Annotated in this window: 17 protein-coding genes and 1 tRNA gene; 12 read left to right on the top strand and 6 right to left on the bottom strand. The window is 66.4% G+C overall.

The window, feature by feature from the left end:
- The 3 genes from BM436_RS27000 to BM436_RS26990 form a co-directional block, all read right to left on the bottom strand.
- A partial coding sequence (locus BM436_RS27000; protein ID WP_093558625.1) for an IS110 family RNA-guided transposase occupies positions 1 to 1,009 on the bottom strand: 1,009 nt, incomplete at its 3' end.
- 109 nt (positions 1,010 to 1,118) lie between these two features.
- A complete protein-coding gene (locus BM436_RS26995) occupies positions 1,119 to 1,640 on the bottom strand; it encodes a transposase (RefSeq protein ID WP_218164933.1) in 522 nt (173 codons plus the stop codon).
- A 208-nt stretch (positions 1,641 to 1,848) separates the two neighbouring features.
- Positions 1,849 to 1,925 (bottom strand) — tRNA-Pro (locus BM436_RS26990).
- Between the two features lie 217 nt (positions 1,926 to 2,142).
- Between BM436_RS26990 and BM436_RS38560 the strand changes: the two genes are divergently transcribed.
- From BM436_RS38560 to arsC, 7 genes are all read left to right on the top strand, one after another.
- Positions 2,143 to 3,288, top strand: a complete 1,146-nt coding sequence (locus BM436_RS38560; protein WP_307666166.1) for a methyl-accepting chemotaxis protein — start codon at positions 2,143 to 2,145, stop codon at positions 3,286 to 3,288.
- 9 nt (positions 3,289 to 3,297) lie between these two features.
- Positions 3,298 to 3,666, top strand: coding sequence for a response regulator (locus BM436_RS26980; RefSeq protein ID WP_093558624.1), 369 nt, complete (start codon positions 3,298 to 3,300; stop codon positions 3,664 to 3,666).
- Positions 3,663 to 3,986, top strand: coding sequence for an STAS domain-containing protein (locus BM436_RS26975; protein WP_093558623.1), 324 nt, complete (start codon positions 3,663 to 3,665; stop codon positions 3,984 to 3,986). Before BM436_RS26980 ends, BM436_RS26975 begins: the two co-directional genes overlap by 4 nt.
- A gap of 25 nt (positions 3,987 to 4,011) precedes the next feature.
- Positions 4,012 to 6,210 carry a chemotaxis protein CheA gene (locus tag BM436_RS26970; RefSeq protein WP_093558622.1) on the top strand — a complete coding sequence of 733 codons (2,199 nt, stop codon included), beginning with the start codon at positions 4,012 to 4,014 and terminating at the stop codon, positions 6,208 to 6,210.
- A gap of 37 nt (positions 6,211 to 6,247) precedes the next feature.
- The gene (locus BM436_RS26965) at positions 6,248 to 6,772 is read left to right on the top strand and encodes a chemotaxis protein CheW (RefSeq protein WP_093558621.1); all 525 of its coding nucleotides are present in this window, start codon (positions 6,248 to 6,250) and stop codon (positions 6,770 to 6,772) included.
- Positions 6,773 to 6,857: 85 nt separating this feature from the next.
- Positions 6,858 to 8,618: a methyl-accepting chemotaxis protein gene (locus tag BM436_RS26960; protein WP_093558620.1), complete on the top strand. Its 1,761-nt coding sequence runs from the start codon at positions 6,858 to 6,860 to the stop codon at positions 8,616 to 8,618.
- Between the two features lie 39 nt (positions 8,619 to 8,657).
- Complete coding sequence (arsC, locus tag BM436_RS26955) at positions 8,658 to 9,035, top strand: arsenate reductase (glutaredoxin) (RefSeq protein WP_307666163.1); 378 nt, start codon at positions 8,658 to 8,660, stop codon at positions 9,033 to 9,035.
- A gap of 205 nt (positions 9,036 to 9,240) precedes the next feature.
- Here the strand turns inward: arsC and ispB are convergent, their stop codons facing one another.
- Positions 9,241 to 10,230, bottom strand: a complete 990-nt coding sequence (gene ispB, locus BM436_RS26950; RefSeq protein ID WP_093558618.1) for an octaprenyl diphosphate synthase — start codon at positions 10,228 to 10,230, stop codon at positions 9,241 to 9,243.
- Positions 10,231 to 10,484: 254 nt separating this feature from the next.
- On the opposite strand from ispB, the gene rplU reads away from it, so the two are divergent.
- The 4 genes from rplU to proB all read left to right on the top strand — a co-directional run bounded on the left by rplU (position 10,485) and on the right by proB (position 13,521).
- A complete protein-coding gene (gene rplU, locus BM436_RS26945; protein ID WP_093558635.1) occupies positions 10,485 to 10,796 on the top strand; it encodes a 50S ribosomal protein L21 in 312 nt (103 codons plus the stop codon).
- A gap of 37 nt (positions 10,797 to 10,833) precedes the next feature.
- The gene (gene rpmA / locus BM436_RS26940; protein ID WP_093558617.1) at positions 10,834 to 11,091 is read left to right on the top strand and encodes a 50S ribosomal protein L27; all 258 of its coding nucleotides are present in this window, start codon (positions 10,834 to 10,836) and stop codon (positions 11,089 to 11,091) included.
- 92 nt (positions 11,092 to 11,183) lie between these two features.
- Positions 11,184 to 12,293 (top strand): GTPase ObgE, encoded by a 1,110-nt coding sequence (gene obgE, locus BM436_RS26935; RefSeq protein ID WP_093558616.1) that lies wholly within the window; start codon positions 11,184 to 11,186, stop codon positions 12,291 to 12,293.
- A gap of 109 nt (positions 12,294 to 12,402) precedes the next feature.
- Positions 12,403 to 13,521 (top strand): glutamate 5-kinase, encoded by a 1,119-nt coding sequence (gene proB / locus BM436_RS26930; RefSeq protein WP_093558615.1) that lies wholly within the window; start codon positions 12,403 to 12,405, stop codon positions 13,519 to 13,521.
- Positions 13,522 to 13,574: 53 nt separating this feature from the next.
- Here the strand turns inward: proB and nth are convergent, their stop codons facing one another.
- Both nth and rsxB read right to left on the bottom strand, forming a co-directional pair.
- Positions 13,575 to 14,222, bottom strand: coding sequence for an endonuclease III (nth, locus tag BM436_RS26925; RefSeq protein WP_093558614.1), 648 nt, complete (start codon positions 14,220 to 14,222; stop codon positions 13,575 to 13,577).
- A 12-nt stretch (positions 14,223 to 14,234) separates the two neighbouring features.
- Positions 14,235 to 14,960 (bottom strand): electron transport complex subunit RsxB, encoded by a 726-nt coding sequence (rsxB, locus tag BM436_RS26920; RefSeq protein WP_093558613.1) that lies wholly within the window; start codon positions 14,958 to 14,960, stop codon positions 14,235 to 14,237.
- Between the two features lie 208 nt (positions 14,961 to 15,168).
- Between rsxB and BM436_RS26915 the strand changes: the two genes are divergently transcribed.
- Entirely contained in the window at positions 15,169 to 15,867 is a 699-nt protein-coding gene (locus BM436_RS26915) for a substrate-binding periplasmic protein (RefSeq protein WP_093558634.1), read from the top strand.
- The last annotated feature ends 30 nt before the right edge of the window (positions 15,868 to 15,897 follow it).

Genomic DNA, 15,897 nt, shown 5'->3' with positions numbered 1-15,897 from the left:
AGCCTTTGTCGTACGTTCGGTCATGTGCCAGCAGCGCCCAGATCGTCCTTGCCATTTTGTTTGCCAGCGCCACGGTCACAACGTTGAACGGTCTTCTGCTACTGATCGACTGCACCCACGCGTTCGGTTCTTTTGCGCGGGTTAGCACTGACCTGGCTCCCTGGATCAGTAGCATACGCAAATAGGTGTCGCCACGCTTGCTGATTCCGTGCAACAGCACTTTACCTCCGCTCCCCGTCTGCCTTGGTACCAGGCCGAGCCAAGCCGCGAATTCGCGGCCCGATTTGAATGCTTTCGCGTCGCCCATTGTCGCCACCGCGGCCGTCGCTGTCAGCAGGCCAACACCCGGGATATCCGCGATCATGCTGCTAGCTTTATCCTGCTTCTTCCACGCCAGCAGCCTTCTTTCAATTTGCGCGATCTGCTCGTCCAGCTTAGCCAACATGGCCCACTGCTCGCGTAGTGTGTCGATCAAAACCGCCGGCAGACGCTCGGCAAGCGTGGCCAAAACGCTGACAATGGCCCGGTCCAGCGCAGTCCTCCCCACAGCCATCACCTCGCCATACTCCGTCAGCAATCCGCGCAGTCCATTGATTTGCATAGTGCGAAACTTCACCAGTTGCTGGCGCATCCTGTGCAGAGCGAGTACGGCCTGCTGCTCCTCCGTCTTGATCGCAATCGCCCTCACGCCGCACTGCTGCGTCGCCAGCCATATTGCTCGTGCATCGGCAGCATCGCTTTTGTTACCCGCAGCAAATGCCTTGACCGTCTTGCCGGGCATGAGTTTCACTTTATGCCCCATTTCGATCAGGCGCCGGGCCCAATGCTGGGAACCGCCGCAGGTTTCCATTCCGATCAGGCACGGCGCACGGTTCGCAAAGTGCGCCAGGAAGGCAGCACGCTTGATTTGCTTGTTGAATACTTCACCAGTCTGCGGATCGACCCACTGCAGCTGAAAAACGTTCTTCGCAATGTCGATGCCGTAGACAATGGGGGTGCTATTGTTCATGTCGCTCTCCTTGGTGGTCGATCTTCGATCGAACCACCCTGGCACAACCGGCGCCGTCAGATATGCGCAGTGTCAATCGTTTCCCGCCGCCGCAACCTGGCCTCACCAACTAACCACCAGGAGGGAGGCGTCCATTCCATTTGGTCCAGCGCGCTTCGATATCCTTCTGGCGGCGTTTGGCTGGTTTCCACTCGATCGGCATCGCGCCTTCATGCATGATTTCCTTTTCTTCCTTGCAGATTGATTGTTTGGGGGCCGGGACGATGCTCGCGTCGATCATTTGAGCGCCATGCGCAATGTAGCCATGGCTGGCCAGTTGCCGGTTGACGGCCTCGAAGACGCTCTCGCTGGCGCCCGCCTGGATCAGCCGCTCTTTAAAGGTCCAGATCGTGGTGCGGTCCGGAATTTGGCTGGCGTCGCGCAGTCCGGCAAAGCGTTGAAAGCTCAGGCGGTCCAGCAACTGGAATTCCATCTGTTCATCGGACAGATTGAACATTTGCTGGATCAGCAGTATCCGCACCATCACTTCCGTGGGAAAGGGCGGGCGTCCGCCGCGTTCGCGGCTTGGTCGCGGTGCCGCTTGGTCGACTGCGGCAGCGAGCGCCGCGAAGTCGGCGTGCCGCTCCAGCACTTGCAGCGTGTCACCCAGCTTGGTCAGCTTGGCTTCACGCTCCTGGGGGGGGCAAACAGGTTGGGTTTCATCATGGCAGGGGCATCAGGTTAGAGGCATTGGCATAATGCCATGGCTGAGAGAGTTTTTCGAGGTCCCCTGTTGTACTACTAATGTAGCACTTGACCGTCCGTAATATTTTTTTAGCTCTTGTTTTTAAAGGATTTTTTGGTCGGGGTGAGAGGATTCGAACCTCCGGCCTCTACGTCCCGAACGTAGCGCTCTACCGGGCTAAGCTACACCCCGACGGTGTAGGTGGTTATTACAGCAGATCTTTACGCATTTGGCAAGAATGCCCAGGTGGAATGTTGACCAGTCCGCTTGCGCGGCACTCTCTTCTTGCAAGCGTGGTTTTTTCGTCCGCCCCCCGTGATATTGCAAACCGCTAATTCCTTTTTGGATAGAATGGACTGGCAGTGGACAGACCTTGCCTTGCGTCTGATCGAACCGGAGAAGAATCCCGTTGAACTCGCTACTCCAAAACACCGGCGGCCGCCTGTATCCGGCCATACTCGCAATCGCTGGCGCCCTGATGGCGCTGTTCTGGCCAGGCGGCGGCTGGCTGGCCATCGTGGGCGCCGCCGCCTTCCTCGCCTTCGGCGCCTTCGCCTGGCTGCAAATGAGCGCGCAATCGGCCGGCGGACGCGACGACATCGAGGGCTATCTCGACGGCCGGCAAGCCTTCTCCGAACAAGTGTTGCCCGTGTGGTGCCGCCACATCGAATCGTCGCGCGCGCAGATGGAGGACGCGGTGGCCGAACTGGCGAGCCGCTTCTCCGGCATCGTCGACAAGCTCGACAGCGCGCTGCACCTGTCCAACGCGGCCGCCGCCGAGAGCGGCGACGCCTCGCTGGCCAAGGTGTTTTCGCACAGCGAGAGCCAGCTCGGCGACGTGGTGGCGATCATGAAATCGGCGCTGCAATCGAAGCACGCGATGCTGGTGCGCATCCGCGAACTGGAGCAGTTCACGCGCGAGCTGCGCGACATGGCCGAGGGCGTGGCCAGCATCGCCGCCCAGACCAACCTGCTGGCGCTGAACGCGGCCATCGAGGCGGCGCGCGCCGGTCCTGCCGGCCGCGGCTTCGCCGTGGTGGCCCAGGAGGTGCGCAACCTGTCGAACCGCTCGGCCGAGACGGGCCGCAGCATCAGCGACCGGGTCGGCAAGATCAGCGCGGCCATTGTTTCCGCCTGTCACGCGGCCACCGAATCGAGCGACGCCGAAGACCAAGCCATGAAATCATCCGAGGGCACGATAGGCGCGGTGCTGCGCGAGTTCCGCAACGTCACCGACGCGATGACCCAGTCCTCCGAGCTGCTCAAGCAGGAGAGCATGGCCATCAAGCACGAGGTCGGCGAGGCGCTGGTGCAGCTGCAGTTCCAGGACCGCGTGTCGCAGGTGCTGGGCCATGTGCACCACAACATGGAAATGCTGCCGGGCTTGTTTGACGACAATCGCCGCCGCTACCAGGATGGCGAGGGGCTGCGGGCGCCGGAGGCGGCCGAGCTGCTGGGCGAGCTGGAAAAGACGTATGCGATGGCGGAGGAACACGCGGTCCATCGCGGCGAGGCCGCGACCGCGAAGGCCTCCGATGAAGTCACCTTTTTCTAGGAAGATACTATGCCAAAAACCATTATGGTGGTCGATGATTCGGCTTCGCTGCGTCAGGTGGTCGGCATCGCGCTCAAGGGAGCGGGATACGACGTGGTCGAGGCGCGCGACGGCCTCGACGCCCTATCCAAGCTGACGGGCCAGAAAATCAACCTGGTGGTGTGCGACGTCAACATGCCCAACATGGATGGCATCACCTTCGTCAAGGAAATCAAGCAGCTGCCGAACTACAAGTTCACGCCCGTCATCATGCTGACCACCGAGTCGCAGGAGGCCAAGAAGAAGGAGGGCCAGGCGGCCGGCGCCAAGGCGTGGGTGGTCAAACCCTTCAAGCCCGAGGTGCTGCTCGGGGCCGTGCAGAAACTGGTGCTGCCATGAGCGCGGCGGGCCAGACCGGCAAGGTCGCCATCGACGGCGAACTCAACATCTACCGCGCGGGCGACCTGAAGACGCTGCTGCAGGGCGAGCTGCAGCGCTGCGCCACGCTGGAGGTGGACCTGGCCGGCGTGACCGAGGTCGACAGCGCCGGCCTGCAGGTGCTGATGCTGGCCAAGCAGACCGCGCGCGCCGAGCACCGCGAGCTGCGCCTGGTCGGCCACAGCCCGGCGGTGCTGGAGGTGTTCGAACTGCTGGACCTGGGCGCGTGGTTCGGCGACGCGCTGCTGATCGCTCCCCGCGCGGCCGCCGGCCGCGCCTGAGACTACCCCGCTGGGAGGTTGGACGATGGACTTGGATCTCGCGCTGCAAACCTTCATCCTGGAAAGCCGGGAATTGCTGGAGGACATGGAAAACGCGTTGCTCAACGCCGAGCAGGCGGGCGGCAGCGACGACGCGGTCCACGCCATCTTCCGCGCCGCCCACACCATCAAGGGCTCGGCCGGGCTGTTCAGCCTGGACCACATCGTCGCCTTCACCCACGTGGTGGAAAGCCTGCTGGACGATGTGCGCGACGGCAAGCTGGCCCTGACCGACGAATTGATCGTGCTGCTGCTGTCGTGCTGCGACCACCTGTCCGGCATGATCGCCGCGCTGGAGGCCGGCCAGACCGAGGCCGACGACGAGATGCTGGCCGCCGGCGCGCCGCTGCTGACCCAGCTGCGCGCGCAGATGGGCGTGACCGAGGAGCCCGGCCACGGCGGCGGCGCCAGCGCGCTGGTGGCCGGCGCGGCCCATCCCGGCGTCGAGCGCATCGGCGAGCCCGGCAACCACCACGACGCCTGGCACCTGTCGCTGCGCTTCGGGCCGGACGTGCTGCGCGACGGCATGGACCCGCTGTCCTTCATCCGCTACCTGGGCCAGATCGGCCGCGTGGTCGGCATCGTCACGCTGGCCGACAAGCTGCCGCCGGCCGAGCAGATGGACCCCGAGACCTGCTACCTCGGCTTCGAGATCGCGCTGGAGACCGAGGCCGACAAGACCGCCATCGAGGGCGTGTTCGAATTCGTGCAGGATTCCTGCACCTTGCGCATCCTGCCGCCGCGCAGCCGCCTGGACGACTACCTGCGCGTGATCGAGGAACTGCCCGAGCAGAAGAGCTTGCTGGGCGAGATCCTGGTGCGCTGCGGCTGCATCACCCAGCGCGAGCTGGACACGGCGCTGCACACGCAGGCCCAGGCCGGCGGCTCGCCGGCCGCCGCGCCGCCGCTGGGCGCGATCCTGGTGGGACAGGGCAAGGCCGAGCCCGCCATTGTCGAGGCCGCGCTCACCAAGCAGAAGCAGACGGGCGAGCCCAAGCCGGCCGAGAGCCGCTCGATCCGGGTCGACGCCGACAAGCTGGACCTGCTGATCAACCTGGTGGGCGAGCTCATCATCGTGGGCGCGTCGGCCAACCTGATCGCGCGCCAGGTGCGCAACAGCGAGCTGCTGGAATGCACCTCGATGCTGAGCGACCTGGTCGAGCAGGTGCGCGATTCCGCGCTGCAGCTGCGCATGGTGAAGATCGGCGCCACCTTCAACCGCTTCCAGCGCGTGGTGCACGACGTGGCGCGCGAGATCGGCAAGGACATCGGCCTGGCCGTCAGCGGCGAGGACACCGAACTGGACAAGACCGTGGTGGAGAAGATCGGCGACCCGCTGACCCACCTGGTGCGCAACGCCATCGACCACGGCATCGAGGCGGCCGAGCTGCGCGCGCAGCGCGGCAAGCCGCTGCGCGGCACGGTGCGCCTGAACGCCTTCCATGACTCGGGCAGCATCGTCATCGAGGTCAGCGACGACGGCGGCGGGCTGGACCGCGAACGCATCCTGGCCAAGGCCATCGAGCGCGGCCTGGTCGACCCGGAGCGCAAGCTGTCGGACCAGGAGATCTACGGCCTGATCTTCGAGCCCGGCTTCTCGACGGCGGCGGCGATCACCAACCTGTCCGGCCGCGGCGTCGGCATGGACGTCGTGAAGAAGAACATCACCGCGCTGCGCGGCACCGTCACGGTCGACAGCGCGCCCGGCCTGGGCACCACGGTCACCGTGCGCCTGCCGCTGACGCTGGCCATCATCGACGGCTTCCTGGTCGGCCTGGGCAACTCGACCTTCGTGGTGCCGCTGGACATGATCGACGAGTGCATCGAGTTCGCCGCCGAGCCGGGGCACGACTACACCAACCTGCGCGGCCAGGTGCTGCCCTTCATCCGCCTGCGCGCGCTGTTCGGCGTGACCACGCCGCCGCCGCGGCGCGAGAGCATCGTGGTGGTCAAGCACGCGGGCCAGCGCGTCGGCCTGGTGGTCGACGCGCTGCAGGGCGAGTTCCAGACCGTGATCAAGCCGCTGGGACGCATGTTCAGCCAGCTGCGCTGCATCAGCGGCTCCACCATCCTGGGCAGCGGCGACGTGGCGCTGATCCTGGACGTGCCGGCCATCGTCAGTTCCGGCAGCGGCAACGGCGGCGGGCCGGGCCCGGTCGGCGAGCCGCCGCAACTGGCGGCCTGAACCCGGGCGCGAAGCGAATTCAACCAAGGAGATAGTCATGACAGCATTGGCACACGCGGGCCGGGGCGGCGCTCCGGCCGTCGTCGAGGACACGGCGCAATTCCTGACCTTCATGCTGGGCGGCGAGGTGTTCGCCATCGGCATCCTGGCGATCAAGGAAATCATCGAATACAGCGGCCTGACGACAGTGCCGCTGATGCCCGAATGCGTGCGCGGGGTGATCAACCTGCGCGGCGCGGTGGTGCCGGTGATGGACCTGGCGGCGCGCTTCGGGCGCCCGGCCACGCAGATCGGCAAGCGCACCGCCATCGTCATCGTCGAGATCGACGCGGACGGCGAGCAGCAGGTGGTGGGCGTGATGGTGGACGCGGTCAACGCCGTGATCGACATCGCCCACTCCGAGATCGAGAAGGCGCCGCAGTTCGGCGCCCGCATCCGCAGCGAGTTCATCGCCGGCATGGGCAAGGTCAACGGCAAGTTCGTGATCCTGCTCAACACCGACCAGGTGCTGTCGGTGTCCGAGCTGGAGGCCATGGCGCAGGCCAGCGGCGCCGAGGCCTAGCCCCCCAAGCCCCCATTCGTTCCCTTCGTCCCGATCCGGCGCGCCATCCCGGCGCGCCGTCCGCCATCCGCAAGGAGTCGCCGTCATGACCATCGTTCAACGTCTTTCGCTATTGATAGGCATCGTCGTGCTGGGCCTGCTGTCGCTGGCCGGCCTCGGCCTGTACCAGACCGACAAGGTCTACACCGTCACCAACTACGCCAACGTCAATGTCGTGCCCAGCATCCTGCGGCTGGACAAGGGCTTCGCCTCGCTGGCGCTGCTGCGCACCCAGCTGTGGCAGTACATGGCGCTGACCGACAAGGTCAAGGCCGAGGAGTGGGAACGCAAGATGGACGCCAACGCCAAGGCGGTGGAGGCGTCGCTGGCGCTGTACGAGAAGGAATTCGTCAGCGACGAAAGGGACCGCGCCCTGCTGGCCGCCGACCGCGGCGCGATGGCGGAATACGAGGCCATCCGCGCCAAGGCCATGGAGCTGACCCGCGCCGGCAAGGCGGAGCAGGCGCGCGACCTGGTGCTGGCCAACCAGACGACGCTGGCCAAGGTGTGGGACGCGTTCGAGGCGCACCGCCAGTACAACGCCGACATCGGCAAGCGGGAGGCGGAGGCGGCGGTGGTCGCCAAGTCCAGCGCCACCACGCAGGCGCTGCTGATCGCGGCGCTGACGCTGGCGCTGGTGGTGGCGGCGGGCGTGGTCATCACGCGCAGGCTGCTGCAGCAGCTGGGCGGCGAGCCGGCTTACGCGGCCGGCATCGTGCACGAGGTGGCGCAGGGCAATTTCGGGGTGGAGGTCAAGCTGCGCCCGGGCGACCAGAGCAGCCTGCTGTATTCGATGCAGCAGATGGTGCAAAAGCTGTTGGCGCAGATCGGCGGCGAGCCGGCCTACGCGGCGCGCATCGTGCAGGAGGTGGCGCGCGGCGACTTGACGGTGCAGGTGGCGCTGCGACCGGGCGACCAGTCCAGCCTGTTGTTCGCGATGAAGACCATGGTCGACAAGCTGGCCTCCGTGCTCACCGAGGTCAGCAGCGGGGCGGTGTCGCTGGCCAACGCCTCCGAGGAGATCAGCGCCACCGCGCAATCGCTGTCGCAGGCGGCCAGCGAGCAGGCCGCCGGCGTCGAGCAGACCAGCGCCTCGGTGGAGGAGATGACGGCGTCGATCGCGCAGAACACGGAGAACGCCAAGGTCACCGACGGCATGGCGGGCAAGGCCTCGTCCGAGGCGGTGGAGGGCGGCGCGGCCGTGAAATCGACGGTGGAGGCGATGACGCAGATCGCCAAGAAGATCGGCATCATCGACGACATCGCCTACCAGACCAACCTGCTGGCCCTGAACGCGGCGATCGAGGCGGCGCGCGCGGGCGAGCACGGCAAGGGCTTCGCGGTGGTGGCGGCCGAGGTGCGCAAGCTGGCCGAGCGCAGCCAGGTGGCGGCGCAGGAGATCAGCGAGGTGGCCGCCAGCAGCGTCGCGCTGGCGCAGAAGGCCGGCAAGCTGCTGGACGAGATGGTGCCCAGCATCAAGCGCACCTCCGACCTGGTGCAGGAGATCACGGCCGCGTCGGAGGAGCAATCGTCCGGCGTGGCGCAGATCAACGCCGCCGTCGGCCAGTTGAGCCAGACCACCCAGCAGAACGCCTCCAGTTCGGAGCAACTGGCGGCCACGGCCGAGGAGATGAGCGGGCAGGCCGAGCAGTTGCAGCAGGCGGTGGCCTTCTTCCAGGTGGCCGGCTCCATCACGCGGCGCGAGGCGGCGCAAAAGGCGCCGCCGCGGGGCAAGCGTCCCGCGCCGGTCCAGCGTCCCGCGCTGGCCGAGATGGGGATCGACGACGCCAGCTTCGTGCGATTCTGACGCGGGTCCGGCTTGCGCCGGGCGGGCGATTGGCCTAGCATGGCTGCCTTCGAACACGAGAGGGCAGCCATGGGCGTCACCATCTACCACAACAACGCATGCAGCAACTCGCGCGGCGCGCTCGCGCTGATACGCGAAGCCGGGATCGAGCCGGAGATCATCGACTACGTCCAGCACCCGCCGACGCGCGCCCGCCTGGCCGAGCTGATCGCCGGGGCCGGCCTGACCGTGCGCGGCGCGATGCGCGACAAGGGCGAGCTGTACGAGCAGCTGAAGCTGTCCGACCCCGCCTTGGGCGACGACGCGCTGCTGGACGCCATGACGGCCCATCCCGCGCTGATCAACCGCCCCTTCGTCGTCACGCCCAAGGGCGTGCGCCTGTGCCGTCCCCCCGCGCTGGTCCAAGACCTCCTGTAACCCAGAAAAGCGCCCAGGGCGCTTTTTCCCGCCCGGCAATAAGCGCCCAGGGCTATTTAAGCGCCGAAGGGGCGCCACAGGGGCGTCGCCCCGGGGCGGCGCCGCCGCGCGGGCGCGGAAACGCTTGCCGCAGGCAAAAAAGCGCCCAGGGCTATTATTCCTTCGCGGGAATAATAGCCCTGGGCGCTTTTTTGGGGGGAGGCGTTTAGTGGGTGCGGTCGACGGCGAAGCGGGCGAGCTGGAGCAGGGCGTCCTTGTAGACGCTGTCCGGCAGGTCGGCGATGGCGTCCGTGGCGCGCCGGGCGGCCACCTCGGCGGCGCGGCGCGTGTAGTCGAGCGCGCCGCTGCCGGTGATCGCGGCCAGGATGGTGTCGAAGTGCTGCTCGTCGCCGTTCTCGATGCAGGAACGCACCAGCTGGCGCTGCTCTTCCGTGCCGTGCATCATCAGCCAGATCAGCGGCAGGGTCGGCTTGCCCTCGCGCAGGTCGTCGCCCACGTTCTTGCCGATCTCGGCGGCGTCGCCGGCGTAGTCCAGCACGTCGTCGATCAGCTGGAAGGCGGTGCCCAGCGAGCGGCCGTATTCGCCGGCGGCGGCGATCTGCGCGTCGGTCGCGCCCGAGATCAGCGCGCCCAGCTCGGCGGCGGCCTCGAACAGCTTGGCGGTCTTGGAGCGGATCACCTGCAGGTAGCGCTCCTCGCCCACGTCCGGGTCGTGCATGTTCAGCAGCTGCAGCACCTCGCCCTCGGCGATCACGTTGGTGGCGTCGGACAGGATGCGCATCACGCGCATGCTGTCGAGCGCGACCATCATCTGGAAGGCGCGCGAGTACAGGAAGTCGCCCACCAGCACCGAGGCGGCGTTGCCGAACAGCGCGTTGGCGGTGGCGCGGCCGCGGCGCAGCGACGATTCGTCGACCACGTCGTCGTGCAGCAGTGTCGCGGTGTGGATGAATTCCACCACCGCCGCCAGCTCGTGGTGCGCCGCGCCCTGGTATTGGTAGGCGTTGGCGACCAGCAGCACGAGCACGGGGCGGATGCGCTTGCCGCCAGCGCTGATGATGTATTCCGCGATCTGATTCACCAGCGGCACCTCGGAGTGCAGGCGCTGGCGTATCACCGTGTTCACCGCGTCCATGTCGGAGGCGATGGCGTGGGTGATGTTGTTTTGGGTGGCGTTTTGGGTGGCGGCGGACAAGGCAAACCTGCGGGGGGCTAGTAGAGGTGCCGCGATTATACGACATGCCCCGGCGCCGGTGGCGATTGCCGGACCGGCATGGTTGCGCGGCAAGCCGCCCGCGCGTGGCCGACATACCATGGCGGCGGCCGGGTTGGGAAGTCTTTGACGCGAAATTTCGTTTTGTGTATAATCGCAGGTTCTCCCCGTTCCACACACCAGTTAGCCGTGTCAGGCGGGCAGATTTTTTTAAACATTTGATGAGGTTTCAAATCATGTACGCGGTCATAAAAACCGGTGGCAAGCAATACAAAGTTGTCGCTGGCGAAAAACTCAAAGTAGAACAGATACCTGCTGACATTGGTTCCGAACTCACCATCGATCAAGTTCTCGCGGTAGGCGCGGGCGAAGCCATCAAGTTTGGCACGCCCCTCGTCGCGGGTGCAACGGTTCAGGTGAAAGTAGTTTCCCAAGGTCGTCACGACAAGGTCAAGATCTTCAAGATGCGTCGTCGTAAGCACTATCAGAAGCATCAGGGCCATCGCCAGAACTACACCGAAATCCAGATCGTTTCGATCAACGGCTAATCGTCGTCTAATTTTTCAGCTAATTTAGGAGCTATAAATGGCACACAAAAAAGGCGGCGGTACTACCCGCAACGGCCGTGACTCGGAATCAAAGCGCCTCGGCGTTAAAGTGTACGGCGGCCAGTCGATCAACGCGGGCGGCATCATCATTCGCCAGCGCGGCACCCCGGTGCGCGCCGGCGAAGGCGTCGGCACCGGCAAGGACCACACCCTGTTCGCCCTGGTGGACGGCAAGGTGAAGTTCGTTGTCAAAGGCCCGGACTCGCACCAGTTCGTGACCGTGGTGCCAGCGTAACCCTTACGCCACACCACCCCTTGTAAGGCGCAAGCCTTCCATCGAAAGGCTCTGCCAACGGTAGGGCCTTTTTAGTTTTCAGGCGGCACACTATGAAGTTTATCGACGAAGCACGAATTGAAGTCATCGCCGGCAGCGGCGGCAACGGCTGCGCATCTTTCTGCCGTGAGAAGTTCCGCCCGTTCGGCGGGCCGGACGGCGGCGATGGCGGCAAGGGCGGGTCCATCTGGGCCGTGGCTGACCGCAACGTCAACACCCTGGTCGACTACCGCTATTCCAAGATGCACCGCGCCAAGGACGGCGAGCCGGGCCGCGGCTCGGACTGCTACGGCAAGGGCGCGGACGACATCGTCCTGCGCATGCCGGTCGGCACCCTGATCATCGACGAGGTCAACGGCGACATCATCGCCGACATGACCGAGCACGGCCAGATGGAGCTGCTGGCCCAGGGCGGCGAGGGCGGCTGGGGCAACATCCACTTCAAGACGTCGACCAACCGCGCGCCGCGCCAGAAGACCGAGGGCAAGGAGGGCGTGCGCCGCGAGCTGCGCCTGGAACTGAAGGTGCTGGCCGACGTCGGCCTGCTGGGCATGCCGAACGCCGGCAAGTCCACCTTCATCTCGGCCGTGTCCAACGCCAAGCCGAAGATCGCCGACTACCCGTTCACGACGCTGCACCCGAACCTGGGCGTGGTGCGCGTGTCGCACGAGAAGAGCTTCGTCATCGCCGACATCCCCGGCCTGATCGAGGGCGCCTCCGAGGGCGCCGGCCTGGGCCACCAGTTCCTGCGCCACCTGCAGCGCACCGGCCTGCTGCTGCACATCGTCGACCTGGCGCCGTTCGAGACCGACGTCGACCCGGTCAAGGAAGCCAAGGCCCTGGTCAAGGAATTGAAGAAGTACGACGCCGCGCTGGTGGACAAGCCGCGCTGGCTGGTGCTCAACAAGCTGGACGTGGTGCCCGAGGAGGAGCGCAAGCAGCGCGTGAAGGACTTCGTCAAGAAGTTCGGCTTCAAGGGCCCGGTGTTCGAGATCTCGGCGCTGAGCCACGAGGGCACGCAGGAGCTGGTGAACGCCATCTACCTGCACCTGGAAGAGAAGAAGCACACCGAGCAGCGCAACGAGGAAGTCCAGATGACGGAGGAGGCGCGCGGCATCTCCTCGATCGACCCGGACGATCCCCGCTTCAAGATTATGGACTGACGGCCCGGCAAGGCAGGGTCCCCACCCTTCGAAATCAAGCGAAGCACACCCCGGCCCGGCCGGGATTTGCGCAGGCACCCCTGCGATTTGAGATGAGAACCGCCGCCCCATGAATTCCGTTATACAGAAAGCCACCCGCGTCATCATCAAGGTGGGCTCGTCCCTGGTCACCAACGACGGCCGCGGCCTGGACCACAACGCCATCGCCCGCTGGGCGGCCCAGATCGCCGCGCTGCGCGCGCTGGGCAAGCAGGTGGTGCTGGTCAGCTCCGGCGCGATCGCCGAGGGCATGCTGCGCCTGGGCTTCGAGAAGCGCCCCACCGACATCCACGAACTGCAGGCCTGCGCCGCCGTCGGCCAGATGGGCCTGGCGCAGATCTACGAAACCAGCTTCCGCGCCCACCAACTGGGCACGGCGCAAGTGCTGCTGACGCACGCCGACCTGGCCGACCGCGAGCGCTACCTGAACGCCCGCTCCACGCTGACCACCTTGCTGCGCATGGGCGTGGTGCCCATCATCAACGAGAACGACACCGTCGTCACCGACGAGATCAAGTTCGGCGACAACGACACGCTGGGCGCGCTGGTGGCCAACCTGATCGAGGCCGACGCCCTGATCATCCTGACCGACCAGCGCGGCCTGTACAGCGCCGACCCGCGCAAGGACCCGGCCGCCCACCTGATCACGCACGGCCGCGCCGGCGACCTGGCGCTGGAGGCGATGGCCGGCGGCGCCGGCTCCAGCCTGGGACGGGGCGGCATGCTGACCAAGATCCTGGCCGCCAAGCGCGCCGCCAAGTCCGGCGCGCACACGGTGATCGCCTTCGGCCGCGAGGAGGACGTGCTGACGCGCCTGGCCAACGGCGAGGCCATCGGCACCGAGCTGGCCGCGCAGACCGGCCACCTGACGGCGCGCAAGCAATGGATGGCCGACCACCTGCACACGGCGGGGCAGGTGGTGCTGGACGCGGGCGCGGTGCAGAAACTGACGCAGGACGGCAAGTCGCTGCTGCCGATCGGCGTGATCGGCGTGAAGGGCGAGTTCGGCCGCGGCGCGGTGATCACCTGCGTGGCCGAGGACGGCAGCGCGGTGGCGCGCGGCATGTCCAATTACACCAGCGCCGAGACGCGCAAGATCATGCGCCGGCCCTCGGCCGAGATCGAGGCCATCCTCGGCTTCCTGGAAGGAAAAGAGCTGGTCCACCGCGACAACATGGTGCTGCTGTAATCACTGCTGACGCCGCTTGGGGTCTGACCCCAAAGCGGCGTCAGCAGTTGGATTCACGCGGTGGGCGGGGCCGGGGTCTTGGCCTTGAACTCGCACAGGTCGGCGATCATGCAGTTCCAGCACTGCGGCTTGCGCGCCACGCAGGTGTAGCGGCCGTGCAGGATCAGCCAGTGGTGCGCGTCCAGCAGGAACTCCTTCGGCACGAACTTCATCAGCTTTTCCTCGACCACGTCGACATTCTTGCCCGGCGCGATGCCGGTGCGGTTGGAGACGCGGAAGATGTGCGTGTCCACCGCCATCGCCACCTCGCCGAACGCGGTGTTGAGCACCACGTTGGCCGTCTTGCGCCCCACGCCCGGCAATTCCACCAGCTCTTCGCGCGTGCGCGGCACCTCGCCGCCGTGCTTGTCGATCAGGATCCGGCAGGTGGCCAGCACGTTCTTCGCCTTGGTCTTGTACAGGCCGATGGTCTTGATGTGGTCGGTCAATTCGTCCAGCCCCAGCTCCAGCATGGCTTGCGGCGTGTTCGCCACCGGGTACAGCCGCCGCGTGGCCTTGTTGACGCCGACGTCGGTCGCCTGCGCCGACAGCAGCACGGAGATCAGCAGCTCGAACGGCGTGCTGTATTCCAGCTCGGTTTTGGGGGAAGGGTTGGCCGCGCGCAGGCGGCTGAAGATTTCGTGGCGCTTGGCTGCGTTCATGTGTCCGTGTGTTTATTCGGGTGCTTTGTTCTCGGCCGCCTTCAGGCGCGCGCGTTCCATGGCGGCGGCGATGATGGCGCGCTTGCGTTCCTTCTCGGCCTGGTCGGCCGCCGTGGCCGGGTCCAGCGCGTCCACCGCCTTCATCTTCTCGGCCGCCTTGGCCGCCAGCCGGGCGTCGTTCTCCGCGCGCTCGCGGCGCAGCCGCATGGCGCGGAAGTCGTGCCGTTCGCGCGCCGCGTCGGCCTGGGCCTGCGTCCACGCCCGCCAGCCGGTCGTCTCCGTGACGGGGTGCATGACGATGCAGTCGACCGGGCAGGGATCGACGCACAGGTCGCAGCCGGTGCACAGCTCCGGCACCACCGTGTGCATCAGCTTGGCCGCGCCGACGATGGCGTCCACCGGGCAGGCCTGGATGCACAAGGTGCAGCCGATGCACAGCGACTCGTCGATGTAGGCCACCGCGCGCGGCCGTTCCAGCCCGTTGACGGGATTGAGCGGAATGACGGGATGGCCGGTGACGGCCGACAGCCGGGCGATGCCCTCGGCGCCGCCCGGCGGGCACTGGTTGATGCCGGCGGCGCCGGCCGCGATGGCCTCGGCGTAGGGACGGCAGCCGTCGTAGCCGCACTTGGTGCACTGCGTCTGCGGCAGCGCGTCTTCGATGCGGTCGGCGAGGGACGGGGGTGGGGCGGTAGGCACGGCGGTGGATTGGGCGGATGGCTGATGGTAATACGCCATTATCCGACATCCGCGCGCGCCGCACGGAAAAACCTTGCGCGCCATAGGGCCGGGCAACAAATCTTTGCCGCTGCCGGGGTTTTGTGGGAGGATAATCTGCCGAGGGTTTTCAACACGACAAGGGGGATGCTTGAAGCTGTTACGGCTGTTGGGGCTTTGCGCGGGTTTGCTGTTGACCGCTCCGGCGCCCGGCTCGGGGGCGCCGGTGATGCGTTTCGCCACCGAGGAGTGGCCGCCCTTTTTCAGCAGCGCGCTGCCGGACAACGGCCTCACCGGGGCCTTGCTGGGCGCCGTGCTGGAGCGCATGGGGCACATGGCCCAGATCGACTATTTCCCGTGGAAGCGGGCCATGGAGTTCGGCCTGCACGACCGGCGCTACGCCGGCGTGGTGGCGATGTTCCGCACCCCCGAGCGCGAGCAGCTGTGCCATTTTTCCAGCGCCATCGGCAGCCGCCAGACCGTGCTGGCCTTCCTGCGGGACGAGCCGGTGTCCGCGGCCACGCTGGCGGACCTGCGCGGCGTGCGCGTCGGCACCGTGGCCGGCTATTCGAACGGCGAGCAGTTCGACGGCCTGGTCCGCGCCGGCGTGCTGAAGGTGGAGGAGGGCGTGAGCGACGAGATCAACCTGCGCAAACTGCTGGGCCGGCGCTTTTCGGCCATCGTGGTGGAAAAGCACATGCTGCGCTACCTGATGGCGGGCGGCCGCTACACCAAGGCCGAACGCGAGCGCGTCGTCATCGCCGAGCATCTGTTCAGGGAGCGCCCGGTGCACGTCTGCTTCCAGCGCACGGAGGAGGGCTTGAGGCGGCAGCAGGCCTTCAGCGAGGCGGCCCGCGAGGTCGACCTGGCCAGGATAGAACGCGACTACTGGCGCGGCATCGGCGAGGCGGCGCCGGCCCGGCAGTGAGCGCCGGCCAAAAAAAACGCCCCGCGAGGG

This window comes from Pseudoduganella namucuonensis (assembly GCF_900116645.1).
GTDB classification, from domain to species: Bacteria; Pseudomonadota; Gammaproteobacteria; order Burkholderiales; family Burkholderiaceae_D; genus Rugamonas; species Rugamonas namucuonensis.
Note: the sequence above shows the minus strand (reverse complement) of the source record. Positions and strands in the feature narration are given on the sequence as shown.